At 39.5% G+C, this 26033-nt stretch carries 17 protein-coding genes and 1 pseudogene; 8 read left to right on the top strand and 10 right to left on the bottom strand.

The window, feature by feature from the left end:
• Positions 1-90: 90 nt before the first annotated feature.
• The 7 genes and pseudogenes from RBB56_RS10435 to RBB56_RS18505 form a co-directional block, all read left to right on the top strand.
• A complete protein-coding gene (locus RBB56_RS10435; protein WP_306718863.1) occupies positions 91-351 on the top strand; it encodes a recombinase family protein in 261 nt (86 codons plus the stop codon).
• A gap of 90 nt (positions 352-441) precedes the next feature.
• On the top strand, positions 442-651 hold the full coding sequence (locus tag RBB56_RS10430; RefSeq protein WP_306718861.1) for a zinc ribbon domain-containing protein: 210 nt from the start codon (positions 442-444) through the stop codon (positions 649-651).
• A 138-nt stretch (positions 652-789) separates the two neighbouring features.
• Positions 790-1311, top strand: coding sequence for a KilA-N domain-containing protein (locus tag RBB56_RS10425; protein ID WP_306718860.1), 522 nt, complete (start codon positions 790-792; stop codon positions 1309-1311).
• A 207-nt stretch (positions 1312-1518) separates the two neighbouring features.
• On the top strand, positions 1519-7362 hold the full coding sequence (locus RBB56_RS10420; RefSeq protein ID WP_306718859.1) for an ATP-binding protein: 5844 nt from the start codon (positions 1519-1521) through the stop codon (positions 7360-7362).
• A 411-nt stretch (positions 7363-7773) separates the two neighbouring features.
• Entirely contained in the window at positions 7774-9228 is a 1455-nt protein-coding gene (locus RBB56_RS10415) for a hypothetical protein (RefSeq protein ID WP_306718857.1), read from the top strand.
• A 520-nt stretch (positions 9229-9748) separates the two neighbouring features.
• Positions 9749-9985, top strand: a complete 237-nt coding sequence (locus tag RBB56_RS10410) for a hypothetical protein (RefSeq protein WP_306718855.1) — start codon at positions 9749-9751, stop codon at positions 9983-9985.
• Between the two features lie 81 nt (positions 9986-10066).
• Positions 10067-10403, top strand: a pseudogene (locus RBB56_RS18505) (hypothetical protein); the annotation flags it as partial.
• 82 nt (positions 10404-10485) lie between these two features.
• On the opposite strand, the gene RBB56_RS10400 reads toward RBB56_RS18505, so the two are convergent.
• The 5 genes from RBB56_RS10400 to RBB56_RS10380 form a co-directional block, all read right to left on the bottom strand.
• Positions 10486-12534, bottom strand: a complete 2049-nt coding sequence (locus tag RBB56_RS10400) for a methyl-accepting chemotaxis protein (RefSeq protein ID WP_306718853.1) — start codon at positions 12532-12534, stop codon at positions 10486-10488.
• A 179-nt stretch (positions 12535-12713) separates the two neighbouring features.
• Entirely contained in the window at positions 12714-13607 is an 894-nt protein-coding gene (locus RBB56_RS10395) for an aldo/keto reductase (RefSeq protein ID WP_306718852.1), read from the bottom strand.
• Between the two features lie 215 nt (positions 13608-13822).
• The gene (locus RBB56_RS10390; RefSeq protein WP_306718851.1) at positions 13823-14470 is read right to left on the bottom strand and encodes a transaldolase family protein; all 648 of its coding nucleotides are present in this window, start codon (positions 14468-14470) and stop codon (positions 13823-13825) included.
• On the bottom strand, positions 14467-15309 hold the full coding sequence (locus RBB56_RS10385) for a Cof-type HAD-IIB family hydrolase (protein WP_306718849.1): 843 nt from the start codon (positions 15307-15309) through the stop codon (positions 14467-14469). Before RBB56_RS10385 ends, RBB56_RS10390 begins: the two co-directional genes overlap by 4 nt.
• A 78-nt stretch (positions 15310-15387) precedes the next feature.
• Entirely contained in the window at positions 15388-16539 is a 1152-nt protein-coding gene (locus RBB56_RS10380; protein WP_306718847.1) for an iron-containing alcohol dehydrogenase, read from the bottom strand.
• 476 nt (positions 16540-17015) lie between these two features.
• Between RBB56_RS10380 and RBB56_RS10375 the strand changes: the two genes are divergently transcribed.
• On the top strand, positions 17016-18563 hold the full coding sequence (locus tag RBB56_RS10375) for a BglG family transcription antiterminator (protein ID WP_306718846.1): 1548 nt from the start codon (positions 17016-17018) through the stop codon (positions 18561-18563).
• Positions 18564-18600: 37 nt separating this feature from the next.
• Here RBB56_RS10375 and RBB56_RS10370 read toward each other — a convergent pair whose 3' ends face one another.
• The 5 genes from RBB56_RS10370 to RBB56_RS10350 form a co-directional block, all read right to left on the bottom strand.
• Positions 18601-19197, bottom strand: a complete 597-nt coding sequence (locus RBB56_RS10370; protein ID WP_306718845.1) for a YitT family protein — start codon at positions 19195-19197, stop codon at positions 18601-18603.
• A 35-nt stretch (positions 19198-19232) separates the two neighbouring features.
• On the bottom strand, positions 19233-19949 hold the full coding sequence (locus RBB56_RS10365; RefSeq protein WP_306718843.1) for a ribulose-phosphate 3-epimerase: 717 nt from the start codon (positions 19947-19949) through the stop codon (positions 19233-19235).
• A 385-nt stretch (positions 19950-20334) separates the two neighbouring features.
• Entirely contained in the window at positions 20335-21759 is a 1425-nt protein-coding gene (locus RBB56_RS10360; RefSeq protein ID WP_306718842.1) for a Sapep family Mn(2+)-dependent dipeptidase, read from the bottom strand.
• A gap of 261 nt (positions 21760-22020) precedes the next feature.
• Positions 22021-23637, bottom strand: a complete 1617-nt coding sequence (locus RBB56_RS10355; protein ID WP_306718841.1) for a PTS transporter subunit EIIC — start codon at positions 23635-23637, stop codon at positions 22021-22023.
• A gap of 560 nt (positions 23638-24197) precedes the next feature.
• Positions 24198-25952 (bottom strand): GH25 family lysozyme, encoded by a 1755-nt coding sequence (locus RBB56_RS10350; protein WP_306718839.1) that lies wholly within the window; start codon positions 25950-25952, stop codon positions 24198-24200.
• Between the last annotated feature and the right edge of the window lie 81 nt (positions 25953-26033).

Here is a 26033-nt window from a genome sequence, read left to right as displayed (position 1 = left end):
AAAAGCCACGTATATTTGACTTTTGATGCTTTCTTTAATTTAAATCCTAGTATACGTGACTTTTATAGTTAAGAAAGAGAGGTAAGAATCATGGCATATATCTCATATGGTTTTGTTCAGAAGCAGGATGGTATCTTTGTAGAACTTCAACAGGCAGAGGTAGTAAGAGAAATCTTTCAACGGTATTTAAATGGCGATAGCCTTGGCGGCATCTCTGATTTTCTTTTTGGGCAGGGAATCCTTTCACCCACTGGGCCGGAAAGATGGACACGACCGGCAATTAACAAACTTTTGTCCAACTCTAAATATATCGGCTATATCATCAGTTTCGAAGATTATTTTGCCACTTAAATCGACAAGGGAAACCGCAGCAACATAGATGAAGACACCAACCAGAGGAAGGCCACCCGGTACAGTTCACAAAATGTACTGAGTGGCCTTTTGGTTTGTGCAGAATGTGGTGCTAATTATCGTCGTATTACCCGTCCCTCCGGCGAGGTGGTCTGGCGCTGCGCCAATAAAGTCGAGCACAGAAAGCTGATTTGTAAAAACGCACCGTCTATCAGTGAAGATACCCTTAAGAAACAGCTTTGCACAACACTTAATATGACAGAATGGGATGAGAAAGCTATCAAAAAAAAGCTCGATTGAAAGAATTCTTATTCGACATGATGGCGATTTATAATTAGATTACAAACACGAAATAAGGTATAGTTTGGAATATTAAGGCTATGCAAGCCCCGCTCATCTTGATATAATATCCGTACAAGTAAAATTGAGGTGAGCGGCGTGACTGAAGCAATTTGGACTTATAGGATATCGCAGGAAAAAGTTTTAAAGAACCTTGTTGCGAGAGGAATCTTTACACAAGAGCACGCCGACTATATGTCTGATCATCTCTTTGAACAACTGAATCTATTGGATGTCCCCGGCTCACATCTATCCTCTATTGGAGAAAAGATGATCAATGCAAATTGCGGGCACAGTCCCTATGTTTCACTTACGGATATCGCACGAGAAAAGAATAGTGAATCTCCAGGATATATGGTTCAAAGTTGGCTACGCAACAGCAGCACTATTGAGTATTTAAGACTATGGGAGAAAAAGTTTAATCCTAACTTCCTTGATGATGAGTGTGAAAAGCTCATTCAAGTCATCCGGACAAGCAGCGCTCCCCTGACGCCAAAGATATGGATCAGTGCCACTAAGGCATTAGGTATCGAATCCAAAGCAGGCAAGAATGGCGGGACAATGACTCATCCAGAAATAGCTGAAGCATTTCGTGCTTGGCTGTTTCCCGAGGGATGCTAGAGATGGTAAAAAGATATAGGTGCTATCAACCTGAATTGGATGGATCAGCGGCCTCTGTGAACGAGGCTGAATCCTAATGTATAGAGTTGCGGCCTGGATATATAAGAACTGTAGTATTTTCTTAGGAACTCAGTTTAGCAATAATGAGAAGTTATATAAATGTAGTACGCTACAATAATACTGAAAAACAAAAAGGAGTTTGAGGACATGGCTACTCCTGGAATCGGAGATCCGTATTGGTACGAATGGTACGTCGGATTAGAGAATGTAATAAAAATGCTGAATTCCGATTTCGGAATCTCTTGCGTTATCTTTCAGCATAGTTCTTATAATACTATCGATGACGTGGTAGTAGAATTTGCTGATGGCAAAAAACAATTATGCTATCAGGTAAAGCATGAAATTGATACTTCAGCTCCTAAAAATCTGACATTTGGAAACATGTTAGAATCTAAGAATGACAAGAAATGCCTGTTCGAAGCAATATTTCAAGGATGGAAAGAATCCAAATCTACTGCTGGTTCTGCAGTTAAGCCAATACTCTTTACAAATCGTAAGATTTTAAATAGACGCTCCGGTCGTAGCTTTAATGGCAAACCCTACAGTGCTTATCCTGTTGATAAGTTTTTACTGGGGATGCAGACTGTAATTAGAAACATAACGGACTATGAGAATGTCACGATTGATGATTCAACACTGCTTTTCCAATGGAACGAATTATGTAATGTTCTCCCAAATGCGAATTCCAAAGAGTTAATGTCGTTTTTGAAAGAGTTTTCAATCGACGCGAATCAGCTTAGTTTAGCCGCAATGAAGCAATCATTGATTACCTTGTTGACACAAGTATTTTCCTGCAGCGAAGGTATTGCTTTGGAATTATTTGGTAGACTACTTTTAGGTCTTACCGAATGGACAACAACTGAACGGAGCAACGAGCGCGTTACTTTAGAGGATGTGTACTCAGTTCTGGGCATCGAGGAAGACATTGATGAAAGTCAACACAGGCTTGCACCTCCATATCCTTTCTTCGAAAGTAGGCAAGTGTTTTGTAAAGAGCTAGAAACTCAGATTCGATCAACAGAACACAAGATTATTTTTCTTTCTGGGGATCCGGGATCTGGAAAGACAAGTACGATTAGTTACCTGCAATCAAAGACCAATTTGTTTTTGCTTCGCTACCACACATTTAAACCGATTTCCCCGGAGCAACATTTCTATAATGCAGATCCGGGTATGTGCACTGCTGATAATCTGTGGGGTACACTATTGATTCAGCTTCGGAAGAGATTTAAAGACAGATTGGCTGAATGTAACGTCCCAATTAGCAATAAATTGGTAACCGTCGAAATGATGCGAAATCACGTTATCCGTTTGTTGGGCATTGCAGCTCAAGACACTACCGGACCAGAAAAACGAGTATTTGTTTGCATTGACGGAATTGATCATGCAGCGCGTGCCAATGATCCCCTATCATTTTTACCCACATTGCCGTTGCCAAATGAAATACCTGATGGTGTTTGCTTTGTAATCGTTGGGCAACCAGTCGCTATATATCAAGATCAATATCCTTTATGGCTGTCGAACAGGGATGACGCTGAACAGATATACATGCCAAAGCTTTGCACTGTCGATATCAAACAGCTAATTCTGATGCAAGCAAGTCAATTTGAAAGCGATGCCGATGGGCTTGCGGATTTTATTTATCAAAAGACTGAAGGCAATAATCTTTCTGCGGTTTTTGCGGTTGAAGAAGTAAAAGCATTATGCACTTTGGACGAAGCGATTACAAAACTTCAAAAAAGTGGAATAAGTGCAGATGTTCAACAGTATTACAATCATATTTGGTCTCATATGAAGAGAGAGCTTTCAGTGATTGTCCATATGCCCGTATGTCCTGAGAGCATTGTTGCTTGCCCCATCCTTTTGATGAATGGTCGTGTAAACACAAAAATTCTTGCCAAAGCTCTCACGTATGGAATGAGTGAGAGCGATTGGACGATGATATTGAGCCGACTATATCCGCTTGTTGTACCGACAAAGAATGAAGGAGAATATGCACTTTTCCATAATGACTTCCGAGTATTCCTTATGGGAGTAATTCGTCCATATCAAGTACGTTACGAAGAAATTGCATTAGCAATGGGGGAGTACCTTCTTCAAAATGAGGAGGGTATTCTGGCATGCACCTTGGGTATTCATTTACTGAAATGCGCCAACAAAGAACATCTTATTCCGCAATACTTTACTCCGAATTTTGTTATTAACTCCTTGGCCGAAGGAGTGTCGTTACAGAGATTAGATGAATTTGCCCACCTTTCCTATGACGCTTCGTGCAGCAATCAAGATATGAAGGGATATCGAAATACATATTTGGCAATAAAAACTTTATATCAACATAAGCAGTATTTCGAATATTTTGGTAGGAACTATATAAGCAATGATTATCCTGAAACAAGTTCAATTGACATTTCTGAAATACGAACGCTACCAATTACACCTGAGAATATTGGCGAATTTGAAAATGTGTTAACGCTGTGTAAAAAACTTCATTCTTCCTGCAATCCAGAATATTGCTCGCGAGCATATGGACTGTATGAAAAATGGTTTGGTGGTTATTCGCCTATGTCATTTGTACCTCTTTGCGCAGATAAAGTTTCAGAAGAGAGAACTTGGGAAATAAAGTCGACTGAGGTGGGCTTCTTTTTACAACATTGGGGAACAACTGCTGCGGAGATAAATGCTTCTGTGCCACAAATTATTGAAACTGTCTCTGATCTTGATTTTTATGCTGTTACAACATTCGGTGAGCAATATTTCAACTATTGCATCGAAAACAAAAAATTCGAGCTTGCCATAGACGCTATAAAAGCAGGCTATGTAGCGCAAAGTATCTTTGCTGACAAACTGGAAGATATTTATTTTGCAGGCGCTTCACATATATTTGAATCGGTGCTAACTCGTGTAAGCGAAAACAAGAAAAAGCCAGCATGGAATTCCTTTGCACTTGCAATGAAAACAACGTGCAATCAACTGTATATTCCTGATCGATCAGTAGTTGATTCGGCTAGCTCTGTTAAACGAATATATGATGAATCCTGCTTTGCACTTGTGTTAAGAGCATTTTTACTTGGATGTATCGAAAAAGACGTTGAAGATGACATTTTGATTGAACATTCGGCAAAGTATTGCTTGGAGCTTGAGGGAAATAAAACAGAGAAAAGCCAAGCATCTTTTATTGTTAGGGTGGCATGTCTGCTGGGTAAATACTACTGGGATAGTGCACCAAACTCCAATGCATTTGCCGGATGTTCAGAATGGCTTTTATCTGCACATTTGTGGCGTTCGCTCGATTATTCAAAGGCACGCAGATTTCTGCTTTATACTTTGCTTAATAGTCCTGCGGCTAAGGCCTTTAACAATGAAGCATGGTTCATCTCTACGCTACAAGTGAGCTTATTCGACATTGATCATCTGGGCATGTATTATAAGACGTATATTCTGGACTATCTTCAACAGTTCAAACGGCTTGACATTATTATTGAATATATACATGCTCTGTATGGCGAAAACTGCTGCAAAATAAGCTTGGAAGAAAATAAAGTTGATATGCATGCTCGATTTCGCCCATATGGTGAACTAGTAGAACCGGAAATGATGTGTAGGTTCACCTCACAGCTTAAGTGGGATGTCGTTGGTTACACGAGTTATGAAGAATATGCAATGCATGGCCCGTCTGATTGCTTCAATATTATTGCTGAAGTCGACCCCCGCAGGTGGAAAGACCTTGGTGCAAATCTGTATAGACAATCTAGAATAGCTGAATTGTCAAGTAATCATGCAGCCTATGAAATCTGCAACAACATTACGAAAGCTGCTGTAAAATGTGGCATAATCGATTATTGGGAATTGTGCAATTGGGACGATGAATTTAAGATGAACCCCAACCAGATATACCATTCTCTTTTTGAGCTCACCCATAATGTCGACAGTGAAGCGGATTTAGAAGCGATTTGGATACTAAGCTGTGGAATGCATTCGTGGTATAAACAGGAGGATCGGAGTGGATCCAAATGCATTTATGATGCGTGCCAAGAGAAGGCAACAGCATTAAATGTTGATTTTGCTTCAAAAGCAAAAATGATAACGCCGCAATGGGTGGCAATTATTGAACATCTATCAAAAAGATCTGATCGGAAAACTGATTCAGATGATTATTCTGTACGATATGCCGAGGATATCAGTGCTATACAAGTTCAATATGCCGATATTTCAATAGAGGAATCGTTAGAACTACTTTCCAGCTTAAAAACATCGAAAAATCCTATAGACCATTTTTGTGTAGTATTCAAAAAAATACTGTCTATTGATACTGAACGTCGTGAAAACCTCAAAAGTTTTTTACGTATTATTTGCCATTATCTTCAGGGTAAGGAGTGGACATATGATAGGTATGATTTTGTAATTAGCTCACTTCTTTCCGAAATGGGAAGTGAAGCATTCTGGGCACTAGCATGCTGTATTAGAGCTCAATTAGCAGACTATGAATATCAGATTTCCTCACGTAATATGCAGCTGCTTTTCAAGTTAAATTACAAAAACGACACAGCCAAAATGCAGACGTTGCTTGAAGCAGAACTTCAAACACAGGAATTATGGGTTACAGGAAACAATCATCTTGAAGTGACACTCGATCAGGAAAAGTCCGTATCGCTATTCTCTACACCAAAGACTGTTTCAGAACTGGCACTTTATATTCTGTTAGAGCAGATAGATACTCAGAATGCCAGAAAGATGGAGTCAGCAATATACGCCATCTGTCTGTTAGGCAAACAGTTTCCGCGTGTTATGGATATCATCGCTGAGAGTTGGGCTGCATTCTCCCTAAATCAAGAAGAATGCCTGTTGATTGTTATTGCAAGATGGGCATCGGACGGGATTTGCACGGAAAGTTTACGCGGCATACTGCAGAACATGTATGATGCCTGTGCAGAGCTATCCAGAAAGTATTATTTGCACAGTATCCTGCTTCATTTGAATTTGGAAGAAGTATATTCAGAAGTAATTTCCTACAATGCTCCGACTATCAATCACACGCTCCCGACAAGCGGAATAGTGGAAGATGATAGCTATTATGAACGATTTCTTTCACTGGTCGAAGATTGCGAAAAGAGTGCACTAATTGACTCAATTCGCAGATATATTTTCCAGATATCTCCGTTAGAAAATTATGTTGAAGATCGCTATGGCGAAGTGGGCGATAGTAAAATTCCCACCATCAACATGCAGCCGGGGGAAATTCTTTATGGTAAAGATAAAGCTGGACAATGGGCATCCATTCCTTTGATATGCAAAAAAGCCCGATTACTTCCGGTGGAAGATCCTTTCATCTTGACGGAAATGCCGTTAATTGATTTTAATAAAGAATGGTTTCCTGATATACCCATCACATATAACGGAGAAAAAGAAAGTGGATTATATAACGAACAACTACATGATATTGCACATGCACACATAACGGAAGGCAATGTATTACTCGCTGCAAGCCTGTGGTATCCGTGGGGTCATGAAGGAGGGGCAATATATATTAAGTCGTCTAAAATTGATTTCCCATTTAGCAGGAGCCACAGACAAGAATTTGATTGGTGTATTGGAAATTTCGGCCTACTTGCTTGCGAAGGATCAATAGATGAAACTCATAGCTCAACTCTGGGTATTGGCGGAGTTAGTCTATTTAATCGAGTTGGCGGATGCCAAAAACTGCTCTTTGGAAACTGCCAAATGGCACCAGCGTCTATATGGCGTAAAATATTTGCATGTCATCCTAAGCAAGGTAATCCATACATTTGGATAGATCAATATGAGCGTGAAGTGTTATGGTTTGAACGCATAGTATCACCTGATCGGGAAGCTAGGCAAGAGGCTTTTATTCGGCAACCAATCCTTTTTAGGTGGATTTGTAATGAAAGTTGGTTAAAGGTGGTCTTAAGTGATCTGGAGATTTATTATATTACTTCAATTGAACCATACCCTCCTTTGACAGAAGAAAGTTGACAAAAACTTGCTTCGCTTTGGCATTTCTTTTAGGATAAAGAACAGAACATATTCCCATAATGTTTAAACTAAGCACTTTGTTTTGGTGGATTGTAAGAATACTCTTGATTAAACTCAAAAATCTATTTTCCACGGTGTCCACATTATAAAAATCCATAAAAATCAGTATTTATGTAAAAGAAATATATTTACTATGCCCACAAGAAAAAGACAGTATTTATTTGGAAATATTAGAAGTATCAACCAAGCTAAGTGAGCAGTAGTCAAGGTGCAGCATTATATTTTGGTTGATGCTATTAATTCTTTAGATGCTAGTTTTCTTGTATCTTAAAAACATTGACTTTTATAAGCGAATTTTATACTATATATAATATAGAACACTTGTTTGCGGATAAAGGTCAGGGAGAAAATATGGGGAAAAGAACAAGTAATAGACTTATAATTAATAAAAAGGAAATGGTATTAATTAAAAATAGTGAAACATGTAAGGATATAGATGTATATGGAAACTTATTTAATGTTTTGGATACATATCAAACGTTAAGCTATGATGAATTTGAAAAAAATAATATTTTTGATTCTAAATCCAGAACTGTACTCTTGACTAGTAAAAAAATGCTTGTTGATGAAATAAAAAATGAATGGTCAAGTGTAGGACATAGCGATATTGCTGTAAAAGAAACTAGATGTCAACTATGTGGAAGAATAAATAAATTTGTTTTCTTTATACATAATAAAAATAATGATAGAGAATTAAATGTGGGCTCTGAGTGTATTAATGGATTTAAAGGAATCGAAAATTTTTCAAATATTAGACGCTCTTTAAATGAACAGATTAAGCATCATAATGAGCAAGTGAGAAGAATAGAGTTTGAAGAAATAGATATTGATAATGTGGATTATATTAAAAATGTAGAAATGTGGTTTAAAGAATTGGATATACTTTTACCCTATAATTTATATGATACTATTAATACTTTACTTTACGAAATTAATTTTTTAAGAACATCATATATAAAAGTCGGAGGTAATAAAGAGGAAATAATAACTAGCTATTTTACTATAAAAAAGAAATTAGATACTTATCAAGTAAAAGCGAAGGAATTTTATAAAGCCAACAAGAGAAATAAGTTGGCATGTAATAGGAAAATGTCTGAATGGTTAAAAAATGAAAATCAATATATTTGGGAAAGTGTAATGAAGAATAATGGAATGTTTTCCTTAGATACATTGATGTATGCATATAATAAAGATTATGTAGAAGAACATATTCCTGATTTTAGCCAACATCTCCAAGATAATGATATTAAATTTATAGGTATAAATGGAAATACAATTAGATTTTTATTAGAAAATCAAGATTATGTTTATTCTCTAACGTTCCTCATTACCTGTAAAGAATTTATGAAAGAAATAGGTTGTCATTGTTTAACCAAGAAAGAATACCGTTTTAATAAATTTGATTTACCTAAGATATCTATAGAAAAGAATCCTAAAAATTTCAATGCGTTATACACGCGTATGAAAAATATTATAGATAGTGTTGGATTGGGTATTGACATTGATGAAAATACACAACAAAAATATTATGTTAAATTACCTCAAGTAATAAGAAAGTCTAATTGGAGTGATAAAACAGAAATATCAGACATTGGTTACAAACCGTTAGCAGATACTTTTTTTTATAATATGTGTGAATCCCTGTTATTTAGTTCGGAAGAGCGAATTAAAAAAGAATTTATGAAATTATTTACATCATTAAAATTAAAAGGGAAATGGATAACCCAAGAAGAAAGAAATCGTATGTCTGAAATATCTAAATCTGTTACTATGCAAAGGCAGAGAGAATTCACCCCATATTTATGATTACATTTTCAGAGGGCGTGCTGAAAATGCTCTATTTTATGCGAATTCTCAATTTTTTTCTGTTCAATTCCGTAAGTAGGTCCATTAGATTGCAAAATATTATATCATCAAGGGATGGGCTGCATGATAAACGTCTAAAAAGCGGATATTATTTTACTGATAAGTATTATACAGGTTATGTTACGCCCAAATGTTTAGCCAAAAGTTTAGCCAAATCCGATCAAATTTTTATTTCTGCTTTTACTGAATTAATGCAATGATTACTTTGATAATAGTCTAATATACCGATTTTAAAAGGCTTTTAAAGGATTTAGAGGAATCAAAACGGATTCCAACGGAATTAATACCCTATAGTTCGGGACGCAGAGGTCGCAGGTTCGAATCCTGTCGCTTCGACTAAAGAAACAGCTGAATTTCTTTTAGAAATTCAGCTGTTTCTTTTTGTATTCCAATAATCTATAATAACAGTAATCGCTTTACAAGAGGTTGAAATTATATATTTTTTCCGGGAGGTTAGCAAATGAAGTTGGAAATGAAGAAACATATTGGAGTATGGCTTTTACTTGGAATTGGCATCATATTATTAATGTGTTATTTTGGTGGTCTATTTTATATTTACAATATTCAACAATATAGCCCATATGCTTCTGCAGGTGCTGATGTTGATGCTTTTATTCACAGCATATTGTTTTTACCGCCAACTGTAATATGTTTAATATTATCCCTTATGCTACATATAAAAACAAAAAATAAATAAAGAGCTAAACCAAAAATCCAACATATTGGGATATTTTCCGGCTTACTTTGTTTACGCAAAAAACAATAACATGAATATATTGAGGGCGGAGAGTATCAACAAGCTATTAGTATTTTGTACGCCATTGCTTATACTCTGAAACTGAGCCATAAGACAGATTTATAAAATTACAGGTTTTTTTGAATATATCGTTCCTCCATTAGAAGGCTTTTGGTGGCAAGAAAATGTTAACGGTGTTGATTATGGAAACAAGGATTCTCTTAACTGGATTTCTGTTATTCGTTTACCGGATTTTATGACAAAAGAGAATTTTGATTGGGCGGTTCAGGCTGCAGAAAAAAAGAAAAAGTTACCTAGAAAAGTTGCCCCGGAAAAGTGGAAAACAGTCATTCGTCATCCAATTAAGAAAAAGGCATAAAGCCGGAAACCTGATTTTATCCTTAAAGGACAAAATCAGGTTTCCGACTTACTCTCTTAGTTCCTTTGTGGTACGGTATATACTATAATTTGAACTTATTCACCACATCATGAAGCTGATCTGCCATCTCATTCTGTTCTCTTGACATATCTTCCACTTCCTGCATCGTCGTTTCCATAACAGAAATAGCATCCATAATCTTACCGCTGCTATCCGAAGTATTCTGCGCGGAATAAGCAATACTTTGTATCGCTTGGCTCACTTCACCAATAATATGTTCTATTCCTGTAGACATCTCGGATATCTTTTCTGAGAATTCCTTGATCTTTCCTGCATCCTCTTCATATTGATGCGCTGAATGAACAAAGCCTTCATAATCGGGAGCTACTGTTTCCGTAATGAACCGCAGCAACTCGTTCGCAGTATGAATCAATAGACGAAAGGCTTCTTCTATCTTCCCAGTCGTATCTTGGATTTCTCCGACTGCTGACGCAGTCTCCCCGGCCAACTTACCGATTTCCCCTGCCACTACCGCGAATCCTCTTCCCTGCTCTCCGGCACGCGCTGCTTCAATGGCCGCATTGAGAGATAGGAGATTAATTTGATCTGCAATTTCCGAAATCACATTCGCCAGCACACTTACGGATTCTACAACTTTCGCATTCTCCATGCTCTGAGAAAGTTCTCTTTCATAGACCTTCGACATATCTGTGGCCTTCTGATAGGAAGAATTACTATTCTCTTTGATCTTTGCTGCGCGCTGCCCAATTTCCCCCGCAAGCTCGTTGCTTCTTTCCGTTTCCGCCAACAGAACATTGGCGGAAGAATTCACCTCTTCTACCGAGGCATTTACCTCCTCCGTGGAAGCACTGGAAGACATCATATTATCATTTACGATATTCATAATGCCGGCAATATTTTTAAATTGCTCCGCGAGCTCTTCCGACGCCTGAATCAAATTAGAACCGGTATCAGTTAACCGCTCTGAGCTATCCGCAATCTTAGAAATTATAAGTTTATTATTTCTGAACATATTGTTAAGAGAAGTACTTAGCTGATTGAGTTCATCTCTTCCCTTAATAACAGGTCCATCTTTTGTAAGATCCCCTTGAGCTAAAATACCTGCAAAATGGTTCACCTTCTTTAGATTAGCACTCAGTCTGCCAACCATGAACAGAACTACTATAAAACAAATAATAATAGATATCACACTAATAACTGCCATACGAAGAGTCAGACTTTCTACCGGCGCAATCAATTCTTTCTCAGGTATCTCCATCGCCAATACCCAATTAAGTCCGGGTATCGCCTTGAAATATACATGATGAACTTCTCCATCTTCCGTGTAGAATCCGTCTCCTTCCTCTTCTGTCAGCATCCTTCGACCGAGTTGTGCGATCGACGGATTAGCTTCTTCCTGAATCTTCTGAGCCATCACCTTATTATCATCCTGGCTGGAGAGGAAAATACCGGACTCATCCACCAAGAACGCATGTCCCCCTTCACCTACCTTAGCGGCTTTCACTAGATTCTGAAGGGAAGAAAGCTCAATATCTACGGTAACCGCACCGATGAATTTACCATTTGGAGTCTTCAGAGGGACTGTACAGGAGGACATTGTGACTCCTAATGTTTCATCATAGTACGGTTGTGTGAATATTGCTTTTCCATCGGAAGCACTGGCATTTTTATACCACTCATAAGAAAAATAGTCATAACTTTCATTACTGTATTCATAGGTTACTGCTATACCATCCCCATCTTTGTAAATATAAGGACCTACATATTTTTCTCCGGCATCGTACTCATACGGCTCAAACCAAATACCGCTTCCCATTGCCAAATTATTACTGACTATAATATCTCCCAATAACTTTTCATAATCTTGTAAATCGGTAAAATTGTAAGTGTTGGATACCATGGAAGTAATCATATTAGCCATCAATTCAACTTCTCTAATTTCTCTGCTAATACTTGTGATTTCCTTATCCAGATTAGATGCCATCAGTTTATCCATCTGTTGTAGGATGCTGCTTTTGCTGGCACTCATACTATTAATGATAAGAAAAAGCATACCTAAAATGATAATTGGCAAAATCGTTATCAACATCTTTATCCTAATTGATCTCATCTTTCGTCCTCCTCTTGTAAGGTCCTTATCTTTTGTTGAATTAATTTTATCACATTTTAATACAAATATATAATAGGAACGAAGTTTTCTATTATATATTTGTATTAAATTTTTTCCAGAAAAACAAAAGCCCCTGTTCCAATGATCAATCATTGAAACAGAGTCCTTATAATAAAATATTAACGCAATACCTGCTGTCCGCTTGCCGCATATATCTCATACCACTCATAATGCTCAAGCTTTACATCCAGTGCCTTTATGGCAAGGTCGAGTCTCTCCGCCTTACTGCTTCCTATAATCGGCATCGCACCTACCGGGTGATACATCAGCCATGCATAGACAATCGTATCCGGTTCCTCTTTATGCCTTTCAGCAATCTCTCTTATCTTTGTCATCGCTTTTACAGAATATTCATCTTTTCCTGTAAAAAGCCTTCCTCCGGCAAGCGGCGACCAAATCATAGGATGAATTCTATTCACCGTAAGATAGTCCATCAAGCCAGTGTCAAAATGTTCAAAGCATACCGGATTCCACTCAATTTGATTCGTTACCAGCTCTCCTTCCATAGCTTTATTCAAAGCATCGAACTTAAACGGGTCGAAATTGGATACGCCCACTTCCCTGACCAATCCTTCTTTCTTCAAATCTTTAAGAGCTCTAGCCGTCTCCCATGGGTCGAAGCAAGGATCTTCTCTGTGAATCAAATATAAATCAATATAATCCGTCTGCAAACGATGTAGACTCTCCTTGCAGGAACGCATCACTCTTTCATAGGATGTATTATAATACCCAAAAGTCTTACCACCGGTTTTCTGTTGAAAGATTCCTGTCTTCGACACAAGTTGAACCCTGTTTCGAATGCTTTTATCCGCTGCAAAAGCCTCTCCCATCCATGTTTCGCACTGGGTTCCTGAGTAAATCTCTGCCGTATCAAAGCTTGTCACTTCTCTTTCGATACAGGAATTCATGTAATCTACCAGTTCTTTTGTTGTCATGTTCCAGCTTTCCAATCGCCAGAATCCCTGTATGATCCTAGAAAGAGATAGCTTCTCCGATAATTTCATCATTTCCATGTGTTATGATTCCTCCATTAATTATAAACAGTAGTTATAACCTTCCGCTAGCCATTCCTCAATAGTTTGATTTATTATATTATGCATTTTTCCTCATGTCTAGTGCAATCACACTAAGAATAAGAAGGCTGATTTCCATACTCTTTTATAAACGGAATTTAACAAATTTCCATACAATTTATATAAGGCTGCAAATTGCAGCCTTATTAATGAAACTATAGAATTTTATCCACTTGCTCCCAATCCTTTCGAAACGTCTGTAGACCACTCTCAGTCAGAGAATGTTTCAGTGACTTTACAAACAGATCATAGGGAATCGCCGCATAGTCAATATCGGCAAGCGCCAACTGCTCCAATTGATATATATTTTTAATCGAAGCTGCTACGACCTTCGTGTTCATCCTATTTCTATGAATCATCTGTTGAATCTGAGATACTATTTCCAATCCATTATACCCGTTCTCATCATTTCTTCCTACAAACGGAAATATATAGGAAGCCCCTGCGTTAATGGCAGCAACAACCTGAGAAACGCTGAAAATCAAAGTTATCGCCGATTTTATCCCCACACCGTTCAGATATTTACACAGCATCAATCCTTCCTGGGAAAAATTAATCTTGATCACGATATCCTTATTAATATTGGCTATCTTTTCTGCCTCCGCTTTCATCTCTTCGAAAGTATCACCCATGACCTCTCCGCTTAAGAATTCCAAATTATCAGGGGAATACTTTTTCAGGAACCGGTAGAAATTTACCCCATTGTTCTTATACATTGTCGGATTCGCCGTAACTCCGCATGCCCCAAGCTGCAAAGCGTGAACAATTTGCTCTTCATTTGCCGAGTCAATAATATATTTCATCTATCTTCCTCCATATTTTTCTCTAATACGAACTTGAGGATCGCTTTAGCAACTCCGGCATTTACATTGGTATCCGTAATGTAGGCTGCCGCCGCCTTGATTTCTTCCGTACCATTACCCATAGCAACGCCAAGAGCACCGTACTGAATCATAGAAATATCATTTTCATTATCTCCGATACACATAACTTCATTTCGCATAATCCCGAGGTAAGAGCTTAACTCTCTTATCGCTTCCGCCTTAGATGTACCGGCTGTCATCACTTCAAAATTACACGGATGAGAGCTTACCACTTCCAAGTCCTCATTTTGCTTTAATTCGTGTTTAGCTTGTAACAGATTCTCTTTGAGCTTCTTATCCATCCGGAAAACCAATGCTTTATAAATGTCGCCCTTTTCCGCATCCAATGCCCGTTCCCGTGAGGCCCCTTCCACAAATTGAATCCGATCCTCGTCCTTAAGCACTACATTGGTCTTTTTATAGACATGATCTTCTTCTATTGGTGTGTTACTGATTACTTTATTATGCCCTTTAAGGTGAAGAACCAAGTCATGTTTAGCAGCAACTTCATAAATCCGTTCAATCTGTTCCCTATTCAGATGCTTTTTATATATGATCTCATTGTATCTGAAATAAGTACCGTTCGTCCCAATGGCACGCACCTTGGGATGGATTAAATCCGCGAAATATCTTGCGATATTGAACGGCCTGCCTGAGACGAGTGCAATCTCTATTCCCTCATCCACCGCCCTTCTAAGTACCTCTATGTTCTCTTGCGGTATGGAGAAATTATCATCAAGTAAAGTTCCGTCCATATCGATACAAACCAATTTAATCATACTATAACCATCCTCCTTTCAAAGTCTGGAATTCTCTCTTTCATTAAAATGAGCTGCAACTGTTCAGTACCCTCACAGTTATATTGAGTTTCTCAAAATATCCTGCAGCCATTCCTTATCTCCAAAGGGCAAAAATCCTAAAACCGGATTCTCCATAATAATCTTACTCTGTTCTTCTGTAATATTGAATTCTCCCAGTTTCTTATACAACCCAATCTTTTTCAAAAATACTACTATTTCATCATACAGTGCTTCCGCCGCCGCTTCTTCTTCCACACTTTCCAGTTCCTCATTAAACAGACAGGCTACTTTTGCAAACTTCGTAACATTATCCTTCCATGCTTTCTGTACAAATGCCGGGAAAACAACTGCAAGGGCTTCCCCATGAGGTATGTTGGTAATGCCTCCGATGATCTCGCTAAGGGGATGAGGCGCGGAGGCGCCTGAATTAGATAAGCTGCATCCGGCAAGCGTATCGGCAATTGCCAACTTACTCCTATATTCGATATTTTGCCCTTCCTCCATCGCTTTGGGAAGAAAGTTGATAACCAGCTCCATCGCTTTTAAGCTCTGTATCTCCGTGAATTCCGATGCTCTTTTATTGATATAACTTTCGAATGCATGGGTAAAAGCATCGAACCCGGTCGCTGCCGTTATTCTCACAGGAAGGGTTGTCATCAATTCCGGATCTATAATACACTCCTTTGCGAAGTTATTCTGATGAAAGACCGTAATCTTCTCCGTTCCTCTTGTAATAACCGCTGCCTGTGTTACCTGACTTCCGGTACCAGAGGTTGTAGGTATTGCAAGCAGGGGTAACTCTTTATTACTCAGCGGACTATAATTCGCAAACGGATCAGAGTAGTCCTCCAACAAATTATCCCAATTGATAGCGGGCAATCCATAGGTCAGTGCAATGATCTTCGCCGTATCAATACTGGAACCTCCTCCTACTGCCAATATGAAGTCAACTTCTCCTTCTCTGGCCGCAGCATGTCCTTCATCCACTATCTCTACCGTGGGATTAGGCAGAACCTTATCAAAATGTATTACCTGAATATCCGCGGAGGACAATAATTCCTTTACCTTGTTAAAAAGCTTATCGAGAGGCTCAACATGAGGTGTTGTGACCAAAAGGCATTTTCTTCCGTATTCCGCTGCAATCAGAGGCAATCTTCGTAACTCCCCCTGTCCGAACATAATTTTTGATGGCTGATAATATTGAATCATAAATTTCTCCTCTCTTTGCGCATCCTTGCCGGGCGCAACTATGCTTTCTTTCGATTATTGTAACTGTGAGGGTACTGAACAGTTACAATAATTATATGTTACTATTCAGCCTACGGCTTCCTAGCAACAATTTGTGCACAGAAATGCTGCTATGCAGTATTTCGCGCTTGTTAAACTCGGGCTTTCTGTGATCTTCGCTCACAAAAACACTTCGCGATGTTGATGGCTGAACTGTTATAATTATATCTTTCTCCCGCTTCCCTTTCAACCTTACAGACAGTAACTAAATATAGCTAAATCATATGGCAATATGTGAATAATTCTGATATAATTAAAGAAAATCCTTATTATTACAGAAATTGTAAGAAATCTATTCCGAATCCTATTTTACTATTAATGTGGCAATTATATGATATCAGGGTCCCGAAGTCATATTTTTCATGGTCTTTTGACCTTAGAAGGAGTGTAACACAGCGATGAATAAAAGATTATTACAGGAAACGGAGTTGCTGCTCAGTAAAAATGCCTATATAACAGTTACTGATATCGCCCATTCCCTGGGTTGCAGCAATAAGACCGTAAGAAATGATTTATTAATATTGGAGCCTTGGATTAAAGATTTGGATCTCACTTTAGATAAAAAAATCGGGGTAGGTATCGCTATTCGGGGAGATGAAAGCATTAAGCTGAAAGTGCTGAATGACATTACCGCTAAGATTCACAATGTTCAGGAATATTCCCCTGAGGATCGGATGAATTATATTCTGTCGAAATTATTCTCCTCTGATTCTAAGCTTCGGATCAAGGAACTTGCGAACCATCTCTATGTCAGCAGGGCCACCATACACAAAGATTTGCTCACTACAGATGAATGGCTGCAAAATTATAATATAGAATTGATAAGGAGAACCAATTACGGTATTGAAATAAAGGGCAGCGAAAATGACATACGAAATGCCATGTCCTACCTTATCTGCTCTCACAGGCAGTACCTGGAGCTCCAGGCGATTCTGAATGAAGAGGCATCACCTGCCTCTGATACTTTGAAGTTCTTCCGCAAATTGACCAATTTGGATATTTTAAAGCTAAAGAATACTATTCTCAGCATCCCTGAGCTGATCGACTATCATCTCACAGATGAAGCTCTGCTTACCTTTGTGGTAGACATCTCCATAGCTGTTACGAGGATGTCCATCGGGAAATACATCCGCCTGCCCAATGATACGAAGCAGAAGATCGATCGTACCAAAGAACTTCCCATCGCCCAAAGACTAAGCATTAATATCGAAGATGTTTTCGGAATCGTCCTTCCTCCGGATGAGGTGTATTATCTGGCCCTTCATATTCTATGCTCGAAAACAGACAGCACCCCCGACCCTAACTCAGATTCAGGCAGTTTAGGTTCCGAGGAACTTCTGGAAGCGGAGGATATTTCCCGTAAGCTGATTGCTTATTGGGGCGATACCTTACTCCTCCCCTTAAGTGAGGACAAGGAATTATTCCATTCCTTAACAATGCATCTGAAACCGGCCATCAACAGTGTGCGATATGGATTAACTGTACCCAATCCGATTCTCGAAGAAATTCTAAAATACTATCCTTATACGTTCCGGGTCGTTAAGGATTCTATTTTTCTCTTAGAGGAGCATCTATCTCATAAGATTAACGATGATGAAATCGGATATATCACTCTCCATTTAGCATCCGCTATTGATCGGTCCAAGAAAAAACTAAAGACAATCGTTATCTGTCACGGAAGCAGGGGGGAAGCGAAGCTTCTGAAAAATAAACTCAGCCACGAAATGAATGAATTGGATATCGTTTACACGAAGTCCTCCACCTATGTAAGCAGCGATGATTTAAAGGATATCGACTTGATTATTACGACCGTTCCGCTCAAAATCAACGCTGAAATCGAGGTCATTAATATCTCATCTCTCCTGAACAAGCAGGATATTGTAAGATTGAAGTCCATCATTAAGATGATATATTCCAAGAAAAATTCATTGACTATTAATAAATAGCTAGCGGAATCTTTTATTTATTCCGCTAGCTACTTCATTATGCCGGTCGCCTCACTGCACCGAACTTCGATGTTATGATGTTAATAGTCTGTATGATGATAAGCAAAGAGAACAAGGAGAAAATCGCTACTTTATAATCCCGGCTTATAATTCCGGAAAGGATAACAACCGTTCCGTCCAATATGAATAAGATAGCAGGCAGCTTTAAGAACTTAATTATCTTTCGAATCAGCAAAGCCATTAAGTCGGTCCCTCCGGTCGCACAGTCCCTCGTTAAAGCTATTCCGATTCCGGCCCCTACCAACAATCCTCCCACAATCGCCGCTATGAACAGATTGTCGGTCACATGCGTTACCGGTATGATCTTCAGAAACAACGGGGTGGTGAAGGTAATGTACAATGTCTTAATTCCAAAGCTTTTTCCGAGAAAGACGATTCCCATAACGAGAAGGGGAACTGAAATGCCAAGGGAAACATAGGACATCGGTATCTTTGTAAGAGCATTTACTATAATAGACATGCCTGTTATTCCGCCCGGTGCCAATGTATGCTCCGCAAAGAAGAAATTTACGGCACATGCCATAAGCATGCCGGACATGGTAATTAATATATAATCCGTTATTCTTTCTTTCATGTATTTATGAACTGCTCCTCAATATTTTGCCCCCATTACTCCAATCCAAACTTCGCAGCGGCCTCATCAATTGCCTTTCTGCACTTTTGAACTCCTGCTGTGATTCCGTCTTCATCCTTGAAAATAGCTGAGGAAAGAACGATAACATCCGGGTTGCACTCGATCAGTTTCTCCATATTGTCGTGGCGTAGACCTCCGTCAATTGCTAATTCACATCTGGGATTCTTCTCATCAATCATCTTCCTCGCTCTTCTAACCATATCTAACGAGCTTTTTCTCCAGCCCCAATTGTCCTGACCATCCGTTTCATCCACACCATGTGTCACGATATGTAAACGGTCGATATCATAAATAGCTTCATCTACAAAACATAAGGGAGTGTAACATCCGACGGTCAGACCTACCTTCATTCCAAACTCTCTGCAATAGTTCATAATGTAAGCGAGCGGTGCTCCAAGGAACTGCTCTGCAGGAAGTATCAGCATATTACATCCTACCTTCGCTAATTTCTCAATAAACAATCTATCACACTCTACTGTATAAATATGGCATTCAATCATTTTATCCGTTATGGGGCGAATTCCGTCAATAATCTGATGTCCTCCCATAAGCTGTTGATTTCTCAGATTATACATATCAGCTGCATCGGAATGAACATAGTCTGCTCCGGCATCCATTGCCTCCTTTACCACTCCTGCGATATGTCCATAGTTAACATGTGCTAAACCTGCTGCAATTTTAATGTGTTTCATAATCTTATCCTCCTGATTCTAATTTTTAATAAATGCAAATCTTATGATCTTCGTAACTGTTCAGTACCCTCACAGTTACATGTAAAAATCCATTAAAATGACCTTCGGTGATGGGATTTTTACTTGCCATTCCACGTTATCTTACGGTCAGCGCAGTAAATGCGCAGACCTGCTGAATAATTACTGATCTTCTTACATACTTACCTGAGTAATAAGTAACATTTGGCTTTATTTTATAGACAATTGAGCTGTCTTTATGTATTCAATATTACACAAAACCGTACTCTGCGTCAATGCGGGCGGTATGCTCAAAACTTGCCTTTTCTTAGTGGCAATTTGTAAATAATTCACGTACTCTTACCGTCTGCGCAGTAAATGCGCAGTCCTACTGAATTGTTGTGCTCAATCGTACAACTGCTTCTACATATATATCCAACGCCTTGAAATATTTCTCGATATTCATACACTCGTTTTCCCCATGGGAATGCGGTTCATCTCCCGGAAAACTGGGACCGAAGCCAACGCAACTGGGAACAGCCCTTGAATAGCTGATTCCTCCCTTTGTCACCGGAAAAGGACGCTCTCCCATAACTGCTTCATAGGCATCCAGCAGCGTGCAGACAAGGCTGCTTTCAGGTGCCGCATAAAGTCTATCCTTTTTCTGCACGATATCCATGTCAAAGCCTTCCTTATCCGCTTCTTCCTTAAGGCTCTTTTTAATATGTTCCTCCGAGATACCGACCGGATAACGAATATCAAAGCCCACAGATAGTTCCTCCTCCTGATAAACAAGATAACAAAGGGCTGCTGTAAGGTCTCCCGTTTCCGGATGATGATGCACAATTCCCAAGCCTTCTCCATAAGGCTTCGCATAGAACCACCTTCCTATTTGCTTCAGAATGTCATGAAAATTATCATCTATATTCATACATTCCCCAAAGTCCTGTACCAAGCCGTAAGATGCATCGTTCCCCTTATGGGGATTCCTGGAAACATTCGCCTTTGAGAGATAAACTAAGGTCACTATCCCTCCCTCGCAAATCGCTTCAGCGGCATGAACGGCCTTCCTCCTAATAGCAGATACATCATCCGTACGAATTACTACCTCCAGCCGGTGCAGAATATAGCCATAATTTATCTGTGATTTCAATCTCAACAACTGATGAATTGCTGTACTCTTTCCTTCCGGCTTATCATATTTTTTGGAGAACTTTCCCCGGATCATCCCCTTCTCACAATTTACTACAGGGAAATCACAATCAGGAGAAAAAGAGACCTGAGGAGGTTCATTCTTTTTCAAATAATAATCCATGCATTCCCACGTCGTCTCCTCCGCTCCCCCGATTATTAGTCTTATCTTATTAACAGGCTGATAATTGGCCTTTTTTAACAGTCCCATAATATACAGCATCCCTATGATCACAGACTTATCATCGTTAACGCCTCTTCCATACATAAAGCCTTCCCTTATACTTAAAGTAAAAGGATCAGATATCCACTTCTCCACACTTTCGCAAGGCACCACATCGGCATGTACTAATATCCCCAGTGTCTCATCTCCTTCGCCATAATCCACGTGTAATGCGTATCCGTCAAAGTCCTCCCAGTGCAAAGAAAATCTCTCCGCCACCTCAATAATACAGTCGAAGGCCTTTCTGACTTCCTTTCCAAAAGGCATATGGACAGCAACTGTTTCGCTCTCATACATTGAAGGTACTGCCACCAGCTTCCCAATATCTTCAAGAATTTCATGCTTATGGCGTACTAACCCGCTTTTCAAACTCCTCTGTAAATCCTTCTTCCAATCCACGTTCCAGCCTTCCTTTCATTTCTCCACCGCATTAGATGATTGCGAAACTTATCAACTGTTATAATTTCATGCACAATTTATAAAACTTTCCTACCATCTTTCTTCACAATCTGTATTTATTGTGCCTGAAATTTTTACAACTTATCTGTTTTGCAATTACCTGCTCCACCACATTAAATGAATGTGAGTGGCAGGTTTTCTGCCACTCAACAAGGGGAAATATTTTATTCATTGACCTTGGTAATCAATGAAATTATGATGTCATTCATTTTTGTCGAGCACATCTCTTACCTTTGTGGTTAAGGTCGTAACACGTGTGCCGTAAATAATCTGATAATTTGTGTTATTCTTCACAACACCTAATGCTTCCAAATCATTCTTCCATATATTGTCATCCACAACCCCGGTTTTATCCTTTACCGTAACGCGCAGACGAGTCGCACAGCAAGATACTTCCACAATATTATCAGCACCTCCGAATGCTTCTACAATTCTTTCAGGAAGACTCTCACCTTCGGTTGACGCTTCCTTTTCCGCATTCTTTATCTCATTATATTCCTTCTTACTCATGAATTTGATTTCCTGGTTCGCTGCTTCACGTCCCGGTGTCTTCAAGTTGAACTTCATAATAAAGAATCTGAATACGAAGAAATAAACGGCAAACGTAAGAGGCAGTAAATAAATGAGTGACATTGCATGAACCTTTTGAGGCTGGAAAAGATTCGGTATCATAAATAGCAACGCATTACCGTTAATGGATACCGCTGTCAACTCTGCGATAACATAAGAAAGACCGCAAAGAGGTGCATAAACACCAAAGTAAAGAGCAGGAGCGATAAACAAGAAGGTATATTCGATAGGCTCGGAAATACCTACCATCATTATTGTTACTACGGCAGGAAGAACGATAGAGAGAACTTTCTTTCTATTTTCCTTTCTGGCAGTAGCATAAATTGCACAAGCAGCACCCGGAAGACCGGCGATCTGGAATAAAACTCGTCCTGTGGTAAAGTTTCTCGTAATATATCCTGCTGCTTCAGCAGAACCTGACTGTCCAACCATAATATTTCTTACACCTTCGAAAAGCGTTCCATCAATCATCATTGTACCGCCTACACGGGTGTATTCAAGCGGGAAAGCAATGAGATGGTGAATTCCAAATGGAAGTAACAGTTTATCCAATGTACCGAATACAAAGGTTCCTACTAATCCCGAAGAAGTAATGAAGCTGGTCAAAAAGTGTAATCCATCCGCAATCACCGGCCATACATAATATGTGACAATCGCCATCGGCACAGATATTAATGACAGCATCAGAATGACGAATTTCGTGCCGGAGAAGAAAGAGAACATCATCGGAAGCTCTTTCTCATTCCATTTGTTATTCGCCCATGCTGCAACCAATCCACAAATCAAACCGCTGAAGATACCCATATCAAATGTGAATATCCCTGCAACATTGGACCAAAGAGAGTTGAAGTTCAAAGCATCCATCTGAGAATATCCTATTGCGAGAAGGCTGTCTACTGCTGTTGATGTCTCATCCCATCCCATAGACCCTGCATAAACTGATATTCCCTTATTAAATGCAAACAGTAAAAACAAACCGCCTAACGCACCCCATCCTTTTTCCTTTTTAGAAAGGGTAAATGCAACGCCCACCGCAAACCAAAGCGGAAGGTATCCCATAATCATAAAACCAACACCTGAAAACATGTCGAAAACAGTATGTATTATATTGCCTTTTGGAATAATGTAGTTAGTAAAAGCACTTCCTATACCAACGTAAAAACCAACAATAACCAAAAGGATAACCGGTACCATCATTGCTCCTGAAAACGTTTGGAGCTTACCTCTTAAATTAAGTTTATTTTTCATTCACTTGCTCCTTCCTATTGTTATCCCATGCGTATGCGATGCATTCCCGCTGTGGCATAACATATCTCCCACATAAACCTGTCTGCTAACAACATACATAATATAAACTATAAAATCATGACATCTTTATCGGCAAAACCCGTCACATGCAACCCTCGAGGTTTATAATAAATTGCTTTTGTAACAGCTTTCTGACGTATTTAAGCGGCATAATTTTATACATTACCAATTATAATCTGAATTGGAAAGTTATTAGCACTTCATCAAAACCGGTTCATCACTCTAGTAAATTATATGAGAAAACAATATGCTTTGCAATGCTGCAAGTGTTTATCAAATGTACCATTATATTGTGGCAAATTACTATACACCACAATGAATGACAATAGTTATTATACAAAATAAATATAGCAATAACGTTTCCAAGAACTGACCACGGTATAAATTATACAAAAAAGAACCATCTAAAAGCCGGGCTGTTTACCCACCTTTAGACGGTTCTTCCAGATCTTTGGTCCGTCGGAAAGCTTTTATAAGAGCCCCTTCCAACGTATACTAAACTACCCCGCGGATGTCAGATAACTGCTTACCGCATATACAGTCTGTCCATTATAATCGAGCCTGGACCATCCAGTATTGTAGTTGATTCCTGTTCTGGTCACTACATCCCCATTCCGTATGGTCGCTACTACGGTTCCTTCATTAGCTGTGCTCGGCTCTGTCCGAAGGTTACATTCAATCTTCGGAGTTACCTGCTCATTCACATCGGTATAAACTGACGTGTCCTGAGCAGATTGCACATATCCCATATCTGCTGTCAAATAACTACTAATAGCATATAATGTCTGTCCGTTATATTCTACCTGAGACCATCCGTTACTTCCTACTCCGGTACGTGTTACGGTCTCACCATTATGGAGTACCGCTACGATAGTATCATCGCTCGATGAGCTGGCCACACTCCTTAAATTGGTTACCTTCTTCGCTGTAACACTCTCGCTCACAGGCTGATAAATAGACGCAGGCTGCACCGCCGCCGGAGCTTCGTATTCCAACTCAGTCGTCAGATAACTGCTCACCGCATATACCCGCTGCCCGTTATATTCCAGCCTGGACCATCCGCCGGATGATATTCCCGTCCTCGTGGCTGTCTCTTTATTTTTAAGCCTGCCTACAATCGTATCATCACTATCTGTACTCGGAACGGAACGCAGATTCGTCTCTATTTTGGCCGTTACCTGTTCATTCACCTCTGTCATCGTAAGAAGTGCCTCAGGGTCTGCCTCCACCACTTCATAGGGCGTATCATCCACTGCTTCCGCCGTCTGGCTATAGCTGAAATATGCCACATTCATATCCACACCCTTAGGAATACCGGGCACAGTTCCCTGGCTCGTATACTGCCACATCTCATGCCTTCCGCTATAGCTGGATGAGGGAGTTTGCGGATAAGGAGACTCGGGATATTGGGATACCCATATCTTATATTTACCGCTAAGCCTGTCCGTATCCCATAACAGATTACCTTCCATCTCATTTTTCGCAGCGTAGAACATCGCCGTATAACCCTCGTTTTGCACATAATCGAGGAAAGCAATGGCACAGTTACTTCTTTCTTCTTTCGTCAGTTCATACTGTCTGCTTTCTGAAGATTGGAATCCTTCGCAGTTATAAATTACCGGATAGGTAATCGGGTACCTGGCAATAAAACTTGTTACCCATGCGGCCTCTTCTTTGGCCTCTTCCTCAGTAATTGCCGTAGAGAAAAAGTAAGCTCCTAACTTAATACCCGCTTCCTTTGCCTGCTGCATATTATATTTCGCCAACGGATCTTCCATAATGATTCCCGTCTTCTGCGTGCGATAACCTACACGGACAATGGCGAACTCCACACCCGAATCGGCTACCTGCTTCCAATCAATGGTCCCTTGCCACTTAGCAACATCGATACCATAAGAAATATCCCCCGTCTCATTAGCACCCTTGATAAGAGAGCTGATATCCGATGCGGCACCGGCGCCATCTTCATTCATATTCTCAGCTTCCTGAGGATCTTCTTCATCATCCATCGCTCCTATATCGGCCGCCACATACACCTCCGGCTCCGACTGGCCCTCTTCCGGAAGCTCCTCTTCATCCTCCGTCCAATCCTGTACGTCTATTTCTTCAATGACCCGTACCGCTTCCACTTCCTTTTCCTCTTTCACTTTATCAGTGAACTGCGCCTTTATCAGAAGAACCACAAGCACCAGAATCAAAATGATTCCAATCCCCCCACCTGCGACGATCGCCACATGCTTCTTGTTATATTTCACTTCTTCATTTCCTCCTAACTTTCCTTTTGACCTGTTAGTACATAGATAAATGCGAAGTAACGTTCAGTACCTTCACAGTTA

Origin of the sequence: Kineothrix sp. MB12-C1 (assembly GCF_030863805.1) — a bacterium.
Taxonomy (GTDB): domain Bacteria; phylum Bacillota; class Clostridia; order Lachnospirales; family Lachnospiraceae; genus Kineothrix.
This window is presented reverse-complemented; position numbering and strand designations above follow the sequence as displayed.